This window comes from Acidobacteriota bacterium, assembly GCA_026393755.1.
In the GTDB taxonomy this organism is placed as follows: Bacteria; Acidobacteriota; Vicinamibacteria; order Vicinamibacterales; family JAKQTR01; genus JBAXOX01.
The window spans coordinates 21,361-39,304 of the sequence record JAPKZO010000017.1; the positions used below are offsets into that span (position 1 = coordinate 21,361).

At 65.4% G+C, this 17,944-nt stretch carries 14 protein-coding genes; 4 read left to right on the forward strand and 10 right to left on the reverse strand.

The features are described 5' to 3' along the window. Window position 1 precedes the first annotated feature (1 nt). The 4 genes from NTV05_05790 to NTV05_05805 form a co-directional block, all read right to left on the reverse strand. The gene (locus tag NTV05_05790; protein MCX6543909.1) at window positions 2–1,315 is read right to left on the reverse strand and encodes an efflux RND transporter periplasmic adaptor subunit; all 1,314 of its coding nucleotides are present in this window, start codon (window positions 1,313–1,315) and stop codon (window positions 2–4) included. Between the two features lie 23 nt (window positions 1,316–1,338). After that, complete coding sequence (locus NTV05_05795; protein MCX6543910.1) at window positions 1,339–4,446, reverse strand: prolyl oligopeptidase family serine peptidase; 3,108 nt, start codon at window positions 4,444–4,446, stop codon at window positions 1,339–1,341. Between the two features lie 168 nt (window positions 4,447–4,614). Further along, window positions 4,615–6,087: a M28 family peptidase gene (locus NTV05_05800; GenBank protein ID MCX6543911.1), complete on the reverse strand. Its 1,473-nt coding sequence runs from the start codon at window positions 6,085–6,087 to the stop codon at window positions 4,615–4,617. A 224-nt stretch (window positions 6,088–6,311) separates the two neighbouring features. Continuing rightward, window positions 6,312–6,686, reverse strand: a complete 375-nt coding sequence (locus NTV05_05805; protein MCX6543912.1) for a hypothetical protein — start codon at window positions 6,684–6,686, stop codon at window positions 6,312–6,314. A gap of 158 nt (window positions 6,687–6,844) precedes the next feature. Between NTV05_05805 and NTV05_05810 the strand changes: the two genes are divergently transcribed. Both NTV05_05810 and NTV05_05815 read left to right on the forward strand, forming a co-directional pair. Further along, window positions 6,845–7,498 carry a YdcF family protein gene (locus NTV05_05810; GenBank protein MCX6543913.1) on the forward strand — a complete coding sequence of 218 codons (654 nt, stop codon included), beginning with the start codon at window positions 6,845–6,847 and terminating at the stop codon, window positions 7,496–7,498. Between the two features lie 93 nt (window positions 7,499–7,591). Further along, window positions 7,592–8,863, forward strand: a complete 1,272-nt coding sequence (locus NTV05_05815; protein ID MCX6543914.1) for an aminotransferase class V-fold PLP-dependent enzyme — start codon at window positions 7,592–7,594, stop codon at window positions 8,861–8,863. On the opposite strand, the gene NTV05_05820 is transcribed toward NTV05_05815, so the two are convergent. The 3 genes from NTV05_05820 to NTV05_05830 all read right to left on the reverse strand — a co-directional run bounded on the left by NTV05_05820 (window position 8,856) and on the right by NTV05_05830 (window position 12,628). Continuing rightward, window positions 8,856–9,785 carry a proline dehydrogenase family protein gene (locus tag NTV05_05820; protein ID MCX6543915.1) on the reverse strand — a complete coding sequence of 310 codons (930 nt, stop codon included), beginning with the start codon at window positions 9,783–9,785 and terminating at the stop codon, window positions 8,856–8,858. The two genes, NTV05_05815 and NTV05_05820, sit on opposite strands and share 8 nt — an antisense overlap. Before the next feature lie 126 nt (window positions 9,786–9,911). Then, on the reverse strand, window positions 9,912–12,254 hold the full coding sequence (locus NTV05_05825; protein ID MCX6543916.1) for a M56 family metallopeptidase: 2,343 nt from the start codon (window positions 12,252–12,254) through the stop codon (window positions 9,912–9,914). A 2-nt stretch (window positions 12,255–12,256) separates the two neighbouring features. Next, window positions 12,257–12,628 (reverse strand): BlaI/MecI/CopY family transcriptional regulator, encoded by a 372-nt coding sequence (locus tag NTV05_05830; GenBank protein MCX6543917.1) that lies wholly within the window; start codon window positions 12,626–12,628, stop codon window positions 12,257–12,259. 133 nt (window positions 12,629–12,761) lie between these two features. Between NTV05_05830 and NTV05_05835 the strand changes: the two genes are divergently transcribed. Beyond that, window positions 12,762–13,613: a class III extradiol ring-cleavage dioxygenase gene (locus NTV05_05835; GenBank protein ID MCX6543918.1), complete on the forward strand. Its 852-nt coding sequence runs from the start codon at window positions 12,762–12,764 to the stop codon at window positions 13,611–13,613. Window positions 13,614–13,945: 332 nt separating this feature from the next. On the opposite strand, the gene NTV05_05840 is transcribed toward NTV05_05835, so the two are convergent. From NTV05_05840 to NTV05_05850, 3 genes are all read right to left on the reverse strand, one after another. Beyond that, entirely contained in the window at window positions 13,946–14,140 is a 195-nt protein-coding gene (locus NTV05_05840; GenBank protein MCX6543919.1) for a hypothetical protein, read from the reverse strand. A 12-nt stretch (window positions 14,141–14,152) separates the two neighbouring features. Continuing rightward, a complete protein-coding gene (locus NTV05_05845; protein MCX6543920.1) occupies window positions 14,153–15,682 on the reverse strand; it encodes a CoA-acylating methylmalonate-semialdehyde dehydrogenase in 1,530 nt (509 codons plus the stop codon). 267 nt (window positions 15,683–15,949) lie between these two features. Continuing rightward, window positions 15,950–16,333 (reverse strand): (2Fe-2S) ferredoxin domain-containing protein, encoded by a 384-nt coding sequence (locus tag NTV05_05850; protein MCX6543921.1) that lies wholly within the window; start codon window positions 16,331–16,333, stop codon window positions 15,950–15,952. A 121-nt stretch (window positions 16,334–16,454) separates the two neighbouring features. Here NTV05_05850 and NTV05_05855 point away from each other — a divergent pair, with 121 nt between their 5' ends. Further along, window positions 16,455–17,936 (forward strand): MFS transporter, encoded by a 1,482-nt coding sequence (locus tag NTV05_05855; GenBank protein ID MCX6543922.1) that lies wholly within the window; start codon window positions 16,455–16,457, stop codon window positions 17,934–17,936. The last annotated feature ends 8 nt before the right edge of the window (window positions 17,937–17,944 follow it).

Consider the following 17,944-nt stretch of genomic DNA (forward strand, 5'->3'; position numbering starts at 1 on the left):
GTTACCGGCTGCCCTGCCGGCCGCCGTTGCCGGTCGTCTGGGTTCCGCCCGGGCGGCCTCCCGGCCCGCGGCCCGCGTTGGCGTCGGTCCGTTCCGACACGCTCGCGCCAGGCGTGAGGCGAAGCTGCCCGTCGGTCACCACCACCTCTCCGGCGGAGAGTCCCTCGGCCACAACGACGGCGTCACCCTGCTGCCGGTCGACCCTGACCGGCCGCATTTCGACCGTGCGATCCGGCTTCACGACGTAGATGAACTGGCCGTCCTGGGACATCTGAACGGCGGTTGCGGGCACGAGCAGCGCGTTGGCCTCGGTGGTCAGTTGAAGTGTCACCTGCACGAACGCGCCCGGCCACAACTGGCGATCGCTGTTCGGGAACGTCCCCTTCAAACGGATCGTCCCGGTCGTCGAATCGACCATGTTGTCGATGAAACTGAGGACGCCCCGGGCAGAGACCGTGGGGGCGCCTGGCGATGACGCCTCCCCGGTTGAGCCGCTAGTCCCTGGAGGCGTAGCGCTCGCGTCACCCTCGGCCGGCGCGATCGGGTCCGATGGCGCGGGCCCGGCCGTGGTGACCGGAAGCGGCTTCTGCGCCTGGTAGCGACGGATGTCGGTCAGGTAGCGGCCGGGGACGGCGAAGGTCACGTAGACGGGCGACAGTTGGTTGATGACGACGAGCGCCGTCGTGTCGTTGGCCCGGATCAGGTCTCCAACGTGCGCACCGAGTGTTCCGGTCCGTCCGTTGATCGGGGACTTGATGTCCGTATACTGAAGGTTCAGCCGCGCACCTTCGAGTGCGGCCTTGTCAGCCGCGACGGTGGCAGCCGAGGACTCGACGCCGGCGAGTTGAGTGTCGTTTTGATCGCGCGGAATCAGCCCGCGCTTGAACAGCGTCTCGGTTCGCGCCTGTTGGGCCCGCGCGTTCTGCAGCGTCGCCGTGTCGCGCGCAAGAACGGCTTCAGCCTGCTGCACGGTCGCCAGAAACGGCCGGGAATCGAGACTGAAGAGCGGCTGGCCGATGGCTACCTCCTGGCCCTCCGCGAAGTGAACGGCGCTCAACTGGCCCGTCACCTGGGATCGAATCTGCACGCTGGACATCGCCTCGACCGTCCCGACAACCTGGAGCGTCACCGGCACGGCCCGCTGCTCGACGCGCGCGGTGACGACGGGCACAGGGCCGGCAGCTCCACGTCCACCGGCCCGGCCAGACTGGCTGCCAGCCGACGATCCGTCGGCGCGGCTGCCGGAAGACGAACACGCGGCCAGCAACAACGGCAGAGCAACGACCGACGCAACGCGGCAGGAGTGTCTGAACATATCCCTTCAGTATAGCCGGACCGCTACTTGACCGTTCGCGGGTCTCGGTTCGCGTCCTTCTCAAGGAAGGGCACGCCCTCGGCAAACCACTTCGGCGCCGGGGCACCCTTCAAATAGTGATTGAAGAACTGAAAGTAGCGAATCGTCAGGTCCTTGCGGTTGGCCATGCCTCGCAGGCCGTGCCCCTCACCCGGATAGGCCAGCAGAACGGCCTTCTTGTTGTTGTAACGAAGCGCGTTGTAGAAGCCGAGCCCGTTCGTGAACGACACGGTGGGGTCGGCCGTGCCGTGCATGATCAGGAATGGCGCCGTCACTTCAGGCACGTGCGTGAGCGCCGACTCGAACCGGTACATCTCCGGCTTGTCCCACGGTGACACGCCCTCGCGCCCTTGACTAAAGAGATAGTAGTCGTGTCCGTTGGCGCCGCTGCCGCCGCTCACCTGGTACGACCAGCCCCAGTTCTGGTTGAAGTCCACGGTCAGGTCGGTCACGCCCGCGCCCATTCCGACCGCGGCAAACAGCCTCGACCGTGTGCCGATGAAGGCCGCGCCTTCGCCGCCGTAACTGTGCCCGTTGATCCCGATGCGCTTCGGATCGACGTAGCCCATCTCGATCACCTTCCGCACGGCCGCCTCAACACACTCGAGCATGTCGCTGTGCGACGCGCCGGTCCGGAAGTAGATGTCCGGCATCATCGTCACGTAGCCCTCGCTCACCGCCTGGATGGGCGACGAGCCCATGCTGCTGAGGTAGCTCGGCGCGTTGTAGCGGTTGAGGTTCTGGGAATTCTTCTCGTAGAAGTTCACCAGCATCGGGCGCTTCTCGCCGGGCGTGTAGTCGTCGGGAATCGAGAGAATCCCCTGCAACCGCACGCCGTCCTTGTTCTTGAAGTCGAACAGGAGCCGATGACCCCACAGGTACTCGGCCTGCTGCGGGTTGGCATTGGTGATCTTCCTGGCATCCTTGAAGTTCGAATCCGAAACGCGCAGGTCCGGGAACTCGACATACGTCTGACGAGTGAACAGGAACTTGTCCGCCTTGGCAGCCTTCACAGGATTGCTGAACGCCGCGTCCTCGTACACAACTTCCTTCAGTTGGCCGGCAGCCAGCTCGTAGAAGCCGGCCTTCTTGGTGTATTCGCCGTACGCCGAGAGTGTGATCGGCTTCGTGAGGTCAATCGTGGCACGCATTCCGGCGCCACCGCCGCGTCCACCGCCTGGGCCCCCCGGGCCCGGCTGGCCTCCGAGTTGCGGATCGAGCGGTTCGGTCCGGACATAGCGGAACCGGATCTCCTGCTTGGCGCCGACGCCGTTGGTGAGATTGCGCGCAGCCGATCCGTCGAGCGGAAGCAGCCACAGGTCGTACCGGTGCTGGACGATGACTCCTTTGCCGTCACTGGCGTACCCGGCGATGCCGTAGGAAGGCCGCGGGCCGGGGTGGTCGAATTCCATGTCGGTGAACTTCGCCGCCGTCGTCCCGCCGAGCGTGCGCGACGTCCCCGCGTCGAGATCGTAGTCCTGGTAGTTGTTGTCCTTCCAGTAGAGGAAGTGATGGCCATCGGGCGAAATGCCGAACGTGTGGCTGCCAGTTGACGTGTTGATGAGCTGGCTCTTCAGCATCAACGTGCGTTCGCCCGTCGTGGTGTTGACGCGATAGATATCGGCGGCCGCACGCTTGTAGTCGGACACATAGCCCCGGGTGTCGCGGCCGACGGCCCAGCGGCCATCAGGCGCGACGTCGAGGTCGCGCATCGTCGAATCGGCGAGCTTGACGAACTTCGCGCCAGACACGTCGAACGCCTGGCGGAACGTGAAGTTGCGATCCTGCTCGGCGCGAATCATCTGCATCGACTGGATGCGCTCGTCGCCCGTGTTCCAGACGTCCACGTCGGCGGCCTCGTCGGTACCGCGGCGGCGGGTCGTGTCGGGAGCCGCCACCTGCTCCTTGATACCGAAGAAGACACGCTTCTTGTCATCACTCCAGGAGAGCGTCGCGCGATCGCTGACCACCCAGCCCTTCGGAAAGCCTTCCGCCTTGGCGGGATCGAGCGTCACCGCGGCTGGCTCCGCGTCGAGCGCCGCCTGCACATTCGGGAACGCGACGAGCAGGTTGTCGCGCTCGCTCATCTTGTCGACCGCCACGCCCTTCAGCACGGCGAGCGCCGCACCGTCTTCGCTCCATGCGAGGCGATTGTAGCTGCGCGCCGCGTTGTCCAGCGGCTGGACGCGGCCGGTGCGCAGGTCGATCAGGAAGAGTCCGTTGCCGTCCTTCTGGACGGCATCGACTGTGTACGCGAGGAGGGTGCCCTCCTTGTTGAAACTGATGTCGCCGACGCTGCCGATGTGTTGACCGCGCCCGGTCTTCAGGCTGTAGAGCGTGGCATCGACACCACGGGGCGCCGTGGCATTCGCGCCTCCCACGCCAGACGTGGCCGCCGGTGGGGTGCCGTCAGGGGCACCGCCCGGGTCGCTGCCCGCGCCGCCGCGACCGCCTGCGGCGCCAGCTGCGCCGGCCGCGCGCCGCCGCAGCAGCAGATAATTCGCATCCGCCGAGAAGGTGAACGACTCGACGTCCTGCCACGACTGGATCGCGCCGGTGGCCAGACTGCGCAGGTCGACATGCTGCGGAGGCGGCGGTGGTGGGGCCGCAGCACCACGACCGGCCGGACTGCCCTGTCCGACCTCCTGGGTGTCACCGCCCGCTGGCGTCGCGCCGGTCTCTCCACCGCGTCCCCCACGCCCTCCCCTGCCGCCGCGGCCGCCGCTCGGATCAACCGAGTACGCGATCCACTTCGAATCGGCGGAGAACTTCGCGCCCGTGGCGTTCGGAATCTCGATGTCCTGATTCGTCGTGAGATTCAGCACGTGCTGAACCGGCTTGGCATCGGCCGTGGGGGTGTTGGTCAACGAGAGACCGTAAGCCACCCAATTGCCGTCGCCCGAGATCTCCTGGCCAGAGATGCTCCGCCATTTCGTGTAATCGTCGACGGTGAGGGCCTTCTTGCCCGCGGCCGGCGCCTGCGCCTGGGCTGGGGTCGGCGTCTGGGTCGCTGCCTGTGCGGCAGGCCAGGCGTACAGAAGGCGCAGCACGATGACGAACGCGAGTGCCAGACCAACTGGTCGGCGGTACATCCCGAATCTCGTGGCAACCTGGTACACGGGCGATCTCCTTCAGGGGTCGGGTCAAATTATGTGTAGAGTCTCGGAGAGCTTACAGAATTGTAATCGTGGGTTGCAACCTACGGACTCGTCATTGGCTCGAGACTCCGTCGATCATTCGTCTCGACCCCTGAACTCCGCCTAACGGCCCGTCATCAGGCGCAACGCACTCAGCAGCCCGACGCGCGCGCACCAGCCCATATCGGACGGCTCAGTATCGGTGGTGTTGGCCGGCGTGTCGCCCACCGAGTGGTAGAACGGGTCGCCATCCACCGTGATCTTGCCCGGCTTCTCATCGGGGTACCAGTTGAGCGGCGGGAACCCCTCAGTGAGCGCCACTTCGTTGGGCTTGTCCCATGCCGAGGTGTAGAGCGTGACTGACGGATAGAGCGTCGCTCCCGGCGTCCTCGTATTCTGGAACACGTAGGAGTCGGTGCCGCCCTGTGACTTGATGCTGGCGGCATGCTCAGGAAACCCGCGCGTGCTGAGATGGTCCTTCATCACGGCCCGCGCCAGCGTGATGACGGCCGTGTTCACCGCGACGTCGTCTGGCTCCACGTAGAGCGCGTTTCTGGTCGATCCGAAGCCCGCCTGGTCGTAGTTGAACACGGCTTGCAGCTTGGACGCGTCCCTGTCCATCGCCGCGTAGTACTCGCGCGTGGACGACATCTCGCCCCCCCACGCCGCAAAGCGGATGTCCCACGCGGGATGCGCCAGCCTGCCCGCCTTGATGGCCGCGGCGGCGGTCCGCGCGATCTCGAGGATCGTCGCGACACCCGACGCGTTGTCGTCGGCACCAGGGCCGCCCGAGTCGGAATCGCCGTGCGCGCAGAACAGGACGTACTTCGTACGATCCTTGCCCGGAAGCGTCGCCACGACCGTCTCTCCGGGCGCGTTGCCCGACTTGGCGTCGAGCGCAAACGTAATGCGGACCTTCTCGCCTGCGGCTACGCGCTCGCGGATCGGGTTTGCTTCACGAGGCGACAGAACGAACACCGGAATCGTCCACGTACCGCGCGACCGCCCGATGTTTGGCCAGCCGGATGAGGAGACGCGGCCGTCGAAGAGCACCGCCACGCACCCGCTGGTGGTGGTGGGCGTGGGATTGCTGGAGACCAGGCACACGGCTCCTGGCGCGGCCTCCACCGAGAGCAGCCCCTCGCCCTTTCCTGACGGCGCTCCGAAGTTGGGCCATGTCGTCTTCAGCACCAGCGGAGCCGCAGCCGGGCGTCCGGCTGGCGTAGAGTCGCTGAGGGCACGAATGTCCCACGACACCGGTTGATACCAGTCGCGCGGCGTGTCCTGCCGGATCACCACCTCGAGTCCTGCTTCCTTGAACGCCGCCGCCAGCCACGCGGCCGACTCGTGATTCGACGGCGTCCCGTACATGCGTGTGCCGATTCCCACGAGACGACGCACCGTCTCCACCATCCGCTGCTCGGAGACGGTCGCGGCAAGGGCCCGCTCAGCGGCGAGATTCGGTGCCGGTGGTGTTTTCGGGGCTGGCGCAGTCTGTGCCGACGGGGCCGCCACACCGAAGGCGAGCACGAAGCCAGCGACGAGAGACGGCGACAGGATCAGACGGCGCAGGACACGAATGCCATTCAGGGACATCAGCTACCTCTGGGAGCAGCATATAGTGGCCGGGACGGAGAACGTACGGAGTCTCGGCATAATCGCAGAAATGTCACAGGCCGCATTGCCGCTCACCGCGCGCCAAGACCGCGGAGAACTTGCCCATCGATGCGAGCGAAAGCGGGGGCGCGGCCGAAGAATGACACAGGCAGCCGGGGGGGGGCCGATCCAGACCTCGGTCGGTGGATTCCGAGTCGTCACTGCTACGACCTGTCGGTGGTCAGGTGATACCCGAAGCCGGCGGCAAGGAGCGCTTCAATCACCACGACGATCCAGGCCCTCGGGCCGATCGTGCCGCCGAGCACACCGACCAGCGTGACCGCCGTCAAGACCAGCGTCAAGACCAACCCGCCCGTCACAATGGCACGGCGCGCGGGCGAGGCTGATGCGCCGCGGGCGACCCACAGGATCGTGGAGTAACCGAAGAACATCGCGCCGCACCGCCGCGCCATGTAGACAGTTGCCGCGTCGTCCGGGAGACCCCAGTCAGCCAACATGAACGATGGAGCGAAGAGCCACGCCACGCCGAGGAGTCCCGTAATAACGGCGCCAATGGTGAAGAGCGTTTTGATCGACACGAGCGACCCTTTCAATCAGTCTGGACCCGAATGCTACCTCTGTGCCCACGTCGCGCGTCCTTTCCTCGAACTCTCTGCTCGTGAGTATATGACGATCAAGCTGGCCAAACGGTCGGAATTCTGGGGGTGACGTTGCGACGTAGAATATGGCCCACGCCATGACCCACGCGCCATCCACCGACGCTCTCGCCCGCACACTGTGGAACTACATGCTCCTGCGCCAGACGCTGGTCGAGAGCGACGTCATCGTGGCGCTTGGCAGCAACGATCTGCGCGTCGCCGAGCACGCGGCCGATCTGTTCCTGCGGGGGTTGGCGCCGTTGCTTGTCTGCTCGGGCCACCTCGGCCGCCTCACCTCGGGGCGATTTCATCGAAGCGAAGCCGAGCTGTTCGCCGACGTCGCGGCCGCCCGGGGAGTTTCACGCTCTGCCATTCTGCTCGAAGCGCGCTCGACCAACACCGGCGACAACATCACGTTCTCCCGTGCCCTGTTGAAACAGCGAGGCGTCGATCCGCAACGCGTCATCCTCGTTCAGAAGCCGTATATGGAGCGACGCGCGTTGGCGACCTTCCGGCAACGGTGGCCAGGCACCGATGTCCTCGTATCGTCGCCGCCAATCGACTTCGACCACTACCCCACCGTGGAGCTCCCCAAAGCTCTCGTGATCAACATCCTGGTTGGCGACGTGCAGCGGATTCGGGTCTATGCGGATCGCGGATTCCAGATTGCTCAGCCGATGCCGGATCACGTGTGGGAGGCGTGGGAGGAATTGGTCGCCAGGGGCTACACGACGCACCTCGTGCGGGACTGATCGCGCCCCGAGAGTACTCCGCGATTGAATCCCCGTGCGGTTGACGCTACGCTGCTCGGTAGGGCGCCGCATTGCTCGATGGAGGAGGGCCGCATGAGACGTCGACTGTTTCTCGAAGGACTGGGCGGCGCGGCTGGCGCACTGATGCTGCGGTCCGGAACCGCTGATGCGGCGGCGCTCGCGCCGATCGTTTCGACCCAAGCCAGTCAGACTCCAAACTGGTCGCTCATCAGATCACAGTTCCGACTGCCCCGCGACACCGCGTACTTGAACACCGCCGGACTCGGCGCATCGCCGGTCGTCGTCATCGACACGGTGAAGGCGCGCATGGACCGCGAAGAGGAGAATCCCGCTCCCGGGCACAACGAAGACGACTGGCGGCGCATCAGGGGAAAGTGCGCGGCGCTCCTGGGTTCGGAGTGTCGCGGCCAAGACATCGCGTTTCTATCGACGGCCACCGAGGGCATCAACGCCATCCTCAATACGGTTCCGCTCGGGCAGGGTGACGAGATCGTCACATCGACCCACGAGCACGCCGGGCTGGTCATTCCATTGCTGCACAAGATGCGGACCACCGGCTGCGTGGTGCGGACGTTCGAACCGGATCTCGTTCGTGCGCGGGGCAATACCGACCGCATTGCGGCCGTCACGACTGCGCGAACGCGCCTGATCTTCATCAGCCATGTGACGTGCACCACCGGCCAGCTCATGCCAGTTGCGGAGATTGGCCGATTCGCGCGTGACCGGGGCATCACATTCGCGCTCGATGGCGCGCAATCGCTGGGCCACGTCCCGTTCGACGTCAGCCGCACGTTCGCCGATTACTACGCGGCGAGCGGCCACAAGTGGGTGATGGGACCGAAGCGGACGGGCCTGCTCTACGTGCACCCCGACCGCCAGGCGGCGGCCGTACCCACTGTGGTCGGCGCCTATTCAGACGAAAGCAGCAACCTGTTCGCGCGGACGCTGACGCTCAGGCCCAACGCGCAGCGCTTCGAGTACGGGACACAGAACAACGCCCTGATCTACGGCCTCGAGGCCGCCGTGGACTACGTCTCGGGGCTTGGCATGGAGGCGTTGTGGCAGCGCAACAGGGCCCTCGCTGAACGCTGCCGGGCGGGACTCCAAGGACTCAAAGATGTCGAGATCCTGTCGCCGGCAGACGCCGACAGCCGCACCGCGATTCTCACGTTTCGTGTCGGGGGTCGGGACAACGGCTCCGTGGCCTCGTCGCTGATGGGCCAGCGGCTTCGCGCGCGGAGCGTCAAAGAGGGCGGGCTCGACGCCGTGCGCGCGTCTTTCCACGCGTGCAACGATGAGACCCACGTCGATCGCCTGATCGCCGCCGTCTCAAACCTCAGGTGAAGAGGCTCTTGAGGACGAACCAGACATTGGCGGGGCGTTCGGCCAGCCGTCGCATGTACCAGGGAAACCAGAACGTGCCATACGCGATGAGCACGCGCACGCTGGCGCCATCCTTGACGAGGCGCAACTGTTCGTCGCGCTGGATGCCGTACAGCATGTGCACCTCGACGCCGCGCGCCGGGACGCCGGCCCGTTCGGCGTGCGCCTGGATGCGAGCGATCAGCGGCACGTCGTGCGTGCCGAAGACGGGGCGGAAGCTCGCTTTGCGCCCAGACGGCTCAAGCATCGCCGCCGCCAGCGCGAAGTAGTGCTTGTCGACGTCTGCCTTCTTCGCCATCGCGACCGTCGCCGGCTCCTTGTAGGCGCCTTTGACAAGTCGCACCCCGATCCCCTGCTCACGCAGCGCCTTCAGGTCGTTCATGGACCGATGGAGGTAGGCCTGCAGGCACACGCCCACGTTGTCGAATTGCGCGCCCAGCCGCCGCGTCAGGTCGAGCGTCGCCTCGACGTACTGGGACTGTTCCATGTCGATCCACAGGTAGCTGCCCGCCGCCTTCGCGCGAGCAGCCAGCGAACGGAGATTCTCGAAGCACCGTTCTGGGTCGAGGTCGAGACCGAGCTGCGTTGGCTTGACCGAGGGTTCGCAGGGGATGCCGGCCGCCTTGATCCGATCGATCGCGCCGAGGTAGTGCCCAGTGACGTACTCCGCTTCGGCCCAGTCGCTCACGTTCTCGCCGAGGCGCGTGAACGTCGCGTAGATGCCTTGAGGCCTCAGCACCTCTGCCGCGGCGAGCATGTCTTCGAAGTTCTCGCCGGGCATGAATCGCCGGGCGGCCCGCTTCACGAACCACAGGCTCTGGCCGTGGCTGCGCATCCATCGGTTCTCGGATATCGCCAGCAGCACGCTCCGCATGACGCTCATGGCGGTCGCCTCCCTCGGGTGCCCCGTAGAATATCTCTAAACGGGGCCGTACGGTACCGAGGACGCCGACAGTGAGCAGCACCCGCAAGGCGGGGTTCGCGGTTCGGCAAGAACGCGCAGAAGCCCCTACATCAGCGTGAAATTGACCGTCACCGTCATCACGACATTCAGCGGGACGTCGTTGACCTGTGTAGGCGTAAATTCCCACTGACGGACGGCATCAAGCGCCGCCTGGTCAAGCAACGGAATCGACCGCAGCACCTTGGCATCGATCACTTTCCCGTCTTTGCCGATCACCACTTCGAGAATGACGACGCCCTGGACACCGGCGTCTTTTGCCTCCGCTGGATACACCGCCTTTACGTCGACGACCTTGGTCGGCGGCCGGATGCCGCCGCCTACGCGGACCGTGTCGGGAGGAAGTGGCGGTGGCGGAGGATACGCAGTGCCTCCTGAAACGACACCGCCGGTGACGCCCCCTGGCACGCCTCCCGTCACTCCTCCTGCGATACCGCCTGGTACGCCTCCCCCTACTCCGCCGCCGACGCCCGTCCCGAAGCCGCTACCGGCGCCCACGCCCGTTCCAGAGCCAGACGCGCTGAGCGTGAAGTTGACGGTCATCGTCGCGATCACGGGAATAGGCGCACCGTTCAGCAGCGTCGGGACAAACTCCCACTGGCGGACGGCGTCAAGCGCGGCCTGATCGAGCAGCGGAATCGAGCGCAGTACGCGCACGGTGCTCACTCTGCCCTCTTCGCCGATGACCGCTTCGACGATGACCACGCCCTGCACGCGGGCGTTGAGTGCGACGGCCGGATAAACCGGCTTCACGTCCTTGAGCTTCTTCGGGGGAGCGATGTGGCCTCCGACCCTCACCGCGTTTGGCGGAATCTCGGCCCACTGATGCTGCTCATTCATCGTGCCTGTCTGCTGACTCGGTGGCAGACCTGGCACGAGCCTGGCGGTGGCTCGGTCCGAGTCGAATTCGCACCCGATGGTGAAGTTGGCGAACGCCCTACCGAGGGGCTTGAACTTCGTCTGGCGCACTGCCTCAAGGGCGGCGTCTCGAAACGGATCGAACAGCCGCGCGGCCATGCCATCGGCGCGTGACTTCGCCTCGAACGCAATCTTGTTTGCGTGGATCGCAAAGCTCGTAGCCTGGGCAGTGATGACGTTACCTGACGCGTCGATGCCCGCCGCCACAGTGACCGTCCCGCTCCATCCCGCCTCCAGCGCGTCGGGCGGATAGATCACGGTCCCCAGCCGGGTAATCTCGGGCCAGGCCGGGCCAGCCGGCCCGGTCATCATTCCGGGCCGCGGTGCCTGCGAGTTCGGCCCCGCGGTCGGTTTGCTCTGAGGCTTGGCCGTCGCGGATGCGGACGGAGCGTCTGGCCGCTTCAGGGCAGCCGGCGTGGTCGCCGGCGCGGAATACGCCTGAACCTCCCCGACGACTGGCGGTTGAGCGCCGTCAGCCCAGAGCGGAAAGGCCTGCACAATCAGCCAACCTCCGCACGCGAGCAAGATCAGCACGACGGCAAACGACGCAGCGAGACGAAAGCGTGACATCGGCGTCTCCTTGATGAGCATCGCCACCCGTTGACGCAGGTGGCCGTGTTTCAGAAACAGGGCGGCCGGTTGAAGCATCGGCGCCGGTCCGGTGGCGGCCAGCCTCAACAGCGCGTGCAAGTACGACCGGCGATCTCCGATCAACCGTACGACCTCGCGGTCGATCACCTGTTCGGCGGTGAGGTGAATCTGGTCGGTCAGCCACCAGATCGCCGGATGGAACCACAGAACCGCGCACACAAATTCTTCGGCCAGCGCGCGCAACCAGTCGCGTCGCCGCACGTGCAGCAACTCATGACAGGCGATGGCAGACTGTTCGGCCGGCGCATACTCCAGGAACCCATCGGGAACCAGGACCACGGGCTGGCGCAGACCAAAGGTGACGGGCCTCTGGACTCGGGGCGATACGCGGAACGATGCGGTGGCCCCCACGACGGACTCGGCCACCCCGACGGCCGCCGGCTGGGGCTCAAGCGCCTTGGATGAGCGCCGAAGCCTCATCAGCGAAATCAGACCCAGTCCCAGCCAGCCGGTGCGGCAGACGACGCCTATTGCGAGCACCCCGATGGCGATCGGCCGCCACGGAGCCGACGATGACGGAGCCGGCCCCGCAGCCGTATACCCTGAGATTGCCACCGAGGGCAGCTCAGCCCGAGCGTCGACAGGGCTCGACGCCGCAGCGGGAGGCCGGGCGTCGACCGACGCCAGGGAGCCCGCCGGCGCGACCGCCCACGGCTGGAGCAGCGGCAGCGCCACACATACGAGGAGCAAGGTGCGGAGGAAGATCAGCCTGGCGCCGGGTTCCCGTACCCGCAGCCATACCAGCAGCAGCCCGCCAGCCGCCACGATGGCAGTCACCTGGACGGCCCAGGCCAGAAGGTTCGCCAACGACCACTGGAACATCCTTAGACCTCCTCGATCTCCCTGGCCAATGTCTCGAGTTCCTTCCGGGTTAGACGCCGATCTTTGACAAGTTGCACCAGGAGAGGCTGGGCTGCGCCGTCAAAGACGCGGTCGACGAACTCGCGTACCATCGATCGGACAGCGGCCGATTCGGGTCTGGTTGGCCGGTAGACATAGGCCCGGTCGTCGCGCCGGCGTTTGACGTGCCCCTTCCCTTCCAGCACGCCCATCATCGTCATGACGGTGGTGTAGGCGACTTTGCGGCGCTCGCGGAGCACCTCGTAGACGTCGCGGACGGTCGCCTCCTGCTTCTGCCAGACCACCTTCATGATCTCGAGTTCGAGCGGGGTGAGGATCGCGGCCTTCGGTCTCATATGTACTAATACCTTAGTATGTAGTATAAGGTTTGTCAAGCCCCGGATGGACACGGTTCGGGATTCGGGCGGAACAAAGGCGAGGCGCAGAGCGCCGCGGTCATGATACGCTCTTGCGACAGGATGGACGTCGATGATCCCACCTGATCCAACTCGAGAACGCCGAACGCCGCGCATCCGGCGCGTGCCCAGTTTGTTTGTCTCGCACGGATCCCCGCTGACGGTGGTCGACGCGGACTACGCGAGCACGTTGCGCAAGTTCGGGTCACGCCAGAAGAACCTGCGTGCCATCATCATCGTTTCTGCCCACTGGCAGACCACGGGACAGATCCACGTTTCGAGCCATCCTGCCCCGCACCTCGTGTACGACTTCGTCGGCTTTCCGAGCTGGCTCTACAGTTTTTCGTACACCGCTCGGGGCGATCGGGCCATGGCGCAGACCGTCGCGCTCAGGCTGCAGCGCGGGGGCGTCGATGCCAGGCTCGATCCCGAGCGCGGGCTCGATCACGGTGTGTGGGTGCCGCTGAGCATCGCCTTTCCCGAGGCGGACATTCCCGTTGTGCAGATCTCGCTGCCGAGCCCCTCACGGCCGGAGACGCTGCTCGCGATGGGTCGATCGCTGGCGTCGCTCCGGTCGGAGAACGTGCTGCTCGTCGGCTCGGGCGGCCTGGTGCACAACCTCGCGAGGCTGCAGGACGACACACCCGACGACATCGCCGACGCGTGGGCCGCTGAGTTCGACACGTGGGCGAGGGAACAGGCCGGCAAGATGAACACGGCGGGGCTTGTGGACTACCAGCGCCTGGCGCCGCACGCGGCGGCTGCAGTGCCCACGTCGGAGCACTACGATCCGCTGTTGTTCATCATGGGAACCGCCATCTCAGGCGATACAGTGATGGACGTATATGAGGGATTCCGGTACGGTTCGCTGTCTCTGAGGTCGTTTGCGCTGGCTGGAAGACGACGCGAGGACAGAGGCTACTAATAGAGTCTGGGGACGGGTTAGTTTTCCACAGCCGCGCGAAATCGGCGTACCTGAGGAAAACTGACCCGTCCCCAACTCTGTACAAGACAGTAGCCCGTCGCCCGTACCCCAAGGATCCTGGCCCCCATCATTCACCTCAGAGCCCGAGCGGCGGGCTGCTGTCAGTTCTATTCGCAATTGCGGTGCCAACAGGCCAGATTCGCCATTTCCCCGGATTTCGCTGAATTTTCTAACGGCGCCCACTTCGGCGAAGACGGTCGCTTGCGGAAATCCGACGATCTGCCGAATCGCCGTCGTGAGCGGAGTTCGGGAACGGGACTCGGGGTTCGGCCTTAAGGATTCGGGATTCGGGTGGGGGGCCGCCTTATGACGGCGTCGGCGACCAGGCGGGCCATCTCAGACCCCGCCACGCGGGGACCGTCCGGCCTTTCCAGCAAGTCCCCGGTTCTGGCGCCCGCGTCGAGAACAGCTCCCACTGCCCGTTCGGTTGCGACGGCCTCCGCCTCCAGGTTGAAGCTGTGCCGCAGGACAATTGCTGGTCACCGCCCGTCGGGCATGGAGATCATGCCATCCCAGGAGTTGACCACCTTCCCCGCGCGCGCCTCCTCGTCGGAGAACCAATGCGCCGTCACGCTCTTCAGCCGCGTGAAGAACCGCACGCCATCCGTGCCCATCGTGTGCAAGTCGCCGAAGAACGAGTTCTTGTGGCCCGTGAAGCCAAACACACCCAGCGGCACCGGAATGCCCACGTTGATGCCCACCATCCCGCCGTGCGTCCGGTGAGCGAACTCCCGTGCGTAGTAACCGCTCCCGGTGTAGATCACCGAGCCGTTGGCGAACTCATTGGCATTCATCAGCGCCAGCCCGGTCTCGAAGTCCGGCACTCGCTTGATGCAGAGCACCGGCCCGAAGATCTCTCGGTCGCCAATCGTCATGGCCGGCTGGACGTGGTCGAACAGCGTCGGCCCCAGATAGAATCCCCCTTCGTAGCCGGGCACGGTGGCCCCACGACCATCCAGCACCAGCGTCGCGCCCTCAGTGACACCCTTCTCAATCCACGCGACAACGGACTGGCGGTGGTCGGCGTTCACCATCGGCCCGAGCTGGCTCGTCCTGTCGTACGCCGGGCCCATCTTCAGTTCCCGCATCAGCTTCACGAGCCACGCGACCAGTTCGTCGGCGATGGCCTCCTCGGCGACGACGGCCGGCAGCGCCATGCAGCGCTCCCCGGCGCACCCGCACGCGGAATTCACGATGCCGCGCGCCGTCCGCTCCAACGCAGCGTCCTTCAGTACCAGCGCGTGGTTCTTGGCTTCCGTGAGCGCCTGCACGCGCTTGCCTGCCGCCGCGGCGGTGGCGTAGATGTGCCGGCCCACCGACGTGGAGCCCACAAAGGTGATCCCTTTCACGTCCGGATGCGTCAACAGGATCTCGGCCTCGCGGCGCGAGCAGGTCACGACGTTGATGACGCCTTTCGGCAGCCCGGCTTCCTGCCACAACTCGGCGATGCGCATCGAGGTTCGGGGCGTAAAGCTCGCGGCCTTGAGCACGAAGGTGTTGCCTGTGGCGATGCAAAGGGGTGCCATCCAGCCCATGGGGATCATGCCCGGGAAGTTCCACGGCGCGATGCCCACAAAGACGCCCATCGGTTCCACGAACTGCGCGGTGTCGTATCCCGGCGTGCAGTTCATGAGCGCCGGCCCCTTCATCAGGTGCGGGATGCCACAGGCGAACTCCACCACCTCGACCACCTTGAGGACGTCGCCCATGGCCTCGTCCCACACCTTGCCGTTTTCCTCCGCACACAGGTGTGTCAGTTCTTCCAGATGTCGATCCAGCAGCGCCTTCATCCTGAAGAGCACCTGCACGCGCTTGCTGGCGGGAGTGTCGGCCCACGCCGGAAACGCCTCCCGGGCAGCCACAACCGCCTCTTCGACCTCGGCCTCCGTGCACTGCGGCGCCTGGGCCATCACCCTGCCGGTGGAAGGATCGTAGACGTCCATCCACGTCGCGGTCTTCGATGGCTTCCATTCGCCGCCCGCAAAGTACCGGAGCTTCTCTGCCGTCATGCCCATCTCCCCTGATGTCGATTGCTTAGTATATGGTCGATCCACGCCTTGGGCGCTGCAAGGGTCAGCGGAGTGCATGGGGTGCTGTGGTGGTCCGTCCGGCGCTGGCGATCGGCCCCACGCGGCCCGGGCGTTTCTCGCCGTGGCGACCGAAATGACCGGCTAGAAGCCGGCGATGTAGGGCAGACCGGTCGGCAGGCGGCGGACGGTGTGCAAATCCCAGACCTTCTTGAGCAGCGTCGCTCCCATGAATGTCCCGCCGGTCGTTCAGCCGTCCCCGAGGGGTCGTTCCACGATCAACGCGTCGGCGACGGTGCGGCCGCCAATCAGGTGCTCCTGAATGATGCGTTCGAGCACGGGCGGGTCGCAGTGCGCGTACCACGCGCCCTCAGGGTAGACCACCGCGATGGGGCCCGCCGTGCAGATGCGCAGGCAGTTCGCCTTGGTGCGAGCCACACCGCCCTGCCCGGACAATCCGAGTTCGCTCAGGCGGGTCTTCAAGTACTCCCACGCGACCAGCGATCGCTCCCTGTCGCAGCACTTCGGAATGGTCTGGTCGCAACAGAGAAAGATGTGGCGCCTGGCGACCGGAATGCCGATGCGATGGGCCTTTTCGACCTCGGGCCTTCCGGCGGGCGCAGTCGATGACATAGTCCTACCATTCTACTGCCACCCTGAAGTACGCTTCAGCCTAGTCAGGCCCCACGGAGTCTCGCAGCACCAGAATCAACATTCCCGCTTCCAGCATCGACGGGTCAGGAGGAGCGTCCCTGTGGCCGAGTCAGAGCCCCGCAAGAGTTTTCCGCGCACCTTCTGGACCGCCAACGTCATGGAGTTGTTCGAGCGGGCGGCCTACTACGGCATGAACTCCGTGCTGGCGGTCTATCTCAGCGGCACTGCGGCATCGGGCGGTCTGGGGTTCGACGAGCAGTCGGTCGGTTTCCTGCAGAGCATCGTCTACGCACTCACGTACGTGCTGCCCATCCTCGGAGGTGCGCTCGCCGACCGGTACGGCTATCGGCGGATGCTGATGGTGGCGTTCTCGCTGCTGGCCACGGGGTACTTCGCCGCCGGTTTCATGTCGAGCTATGCGCTGGTCTTTCTGGCACTTCTCCTGATGGCCACGGGGTCGGGCCTCTTTAAACCCATCATCTCAGGCACGATCGCCCGCACGACCGACGACAGCAACTCGGCGTTCGGTTTTGGCATCTACTACTGGATGATCAACCTGGGGGCGTTCCTGGCTCCGCTGGTGGTCAGCTGGCTCAAGGGGTTCTCCTGGCAATACGTCTTTACCGCCTCGGCGCTTTACTGCGCCCTGATGCTGCTTCCTACGCTTCTGGTGTACACGGATCCGCCGAAGCCCGACAACACAAAGACGTTCAAGCAGGTGCTCGTCGGCGCGGCCGAAGTGCTCGGAGACGCTCGCTTCATGCTGATGATCGTGGTCTACTCGGGATTCTGGATCCTCTACTTCCAGAATTTCGGGTCGGTGCTCTGGTACCTCCGCGACTTCATAGACAAGGCTCCCGTGAGCGCGGCGGTCACCTCGATGCTGGGCACGCTCGGCCTCCATGTCGCCTTCACCTTCGACGCTGAACACGTCACGTCAATCAACGCCGGCACGATCATCCTGCTCCAGGTGTTCGTCAGCCGGCTGGTCAAGAACACGCCGGCGCTGCCGACGATGGTGTCGGGCATGGCCATCGGGGCGGTCGGGTTCCTGCTGCTGGCCTCGTCGCAGAACCCGTGGATCTTCATCCTCGGCATCGCCGTCTTCTCGATCGGCGAGATGACGGCGCACCCGAAGTACTACAGCTTTGTCGGGCTGGTCGCCCCTGCCGATCGGAAGGCGGTCTACATGGGATTTGCGTTCCTCTACGGCGTCATCGGGTCGCTGCTGGGATCCAGTTTCGGCGGGTACCTGTACGCAACGATGCTGAAGCCGACGATGGGGCTGCCGACGGCCGCGGAGACTGCGCGGAATTTCTGGTTGATCTTTGCGGCGCTCGACGTCGTCGCGGCGGCCGGCCTCATCTGGTTCAACCGCACCTTCAGCGCTGACACGGCCCGGACCCGGAGCCTGGCCCGGACGGTCATGTACGGCGTCTACGGCTTCGTGCTCCTGATTGGCGCGTGGTTCTGCTATTCGGCCTTCACCGCCGATCCGATCCAGTACAAGTCGGCCGTCCAGGCGATCATCTTCCTCGCACTTGGAACCGGGGGCCTGCTGATGAATCGGGGGCGGGGATAGGACGAGGG

Excerpts from the sequence above, each read along its gene's own strand:
- NTV05_05820 (MCX6543915.1), bottom strand. The coding sequence starts at position 9,785 with ATGAGCGTCATGCGGAGCGTGCTGCTGGCGATATCCGAGAACCGATGG.
- NTV05_05850 (MCX6543921.1), bottom strand. The coding sequence starts at position 16,333 with ATGTCATCGACTGCGCCCGCCGGAAGGCCCGAGGTCGAAAAGGCCCAT.
- NTV05_05845 (MCX6543920.1), bottom strand. The coding sequence starts at position 15,682 with ATGACGGCAGAGAAGCTCCGGTACTTTGCGGGCGGCGAATGGAAGCCA.
- NTV05_05800 (MCX6543911.1), bottom strand. The coding sequence starts at position 6,087 with ATGTCCCTGAATGGCATTCGTGTCCTGCGCCGTCTGATCCTGTCGCCG.
- NTV05_05790 (MCX6543909.1), bottom strand. The coding sequence starts at position 1,315 with ATGTTCAGACACTCCTGCCGCGTTGCGTCGGTCGTTGCTCTGCCGTTG.
- NTV05_05810 (MCX6543913.1), top strand. The coding sequence starts at position 6,845 with ATGACCCACGCGCCATCCACCGACGCTCTCGCCCGCACACTGTGGAAC.
- NTV05_05825 (MCX6543916.1), bottom strand. The coding sequence starts at position 12,254 with ATGTTCCAGTGGTCGTTGGCGAACCTTCTGGCCTGGGCCGTCCAGGTG.
- NTV05_05815 (MCX6543914.1), top strand. The coding sequence starts at position 7,592 with ATGAGACGTCGACTGTTTCTCGAAGGACTGGGCGGCGCGGCTGGCGCA.
- NTV05_05835 (MCX6543918.1), top strand. The coding sequence starts at position 12,762 with ATGATCCCACCTGATCCAACTCGAGAACGCCGAACGCCGCGCATCCGG.
- NTV05_05795 (MCX6543910.1), bottom strand. The coding sequence starts at position 4,446 with ATGTACCGCCGACCAGTTGGTCTGGCACTCGCGTTCGTCATCGTGCTG.
- NTV05_05830 (MCX6543917.1), bottom strand. The coding sequence starts at position 12,628 with ATGAGACCGAAGGCCGCGATCCTCACCCCGCTCGAACTCGAGATCATG.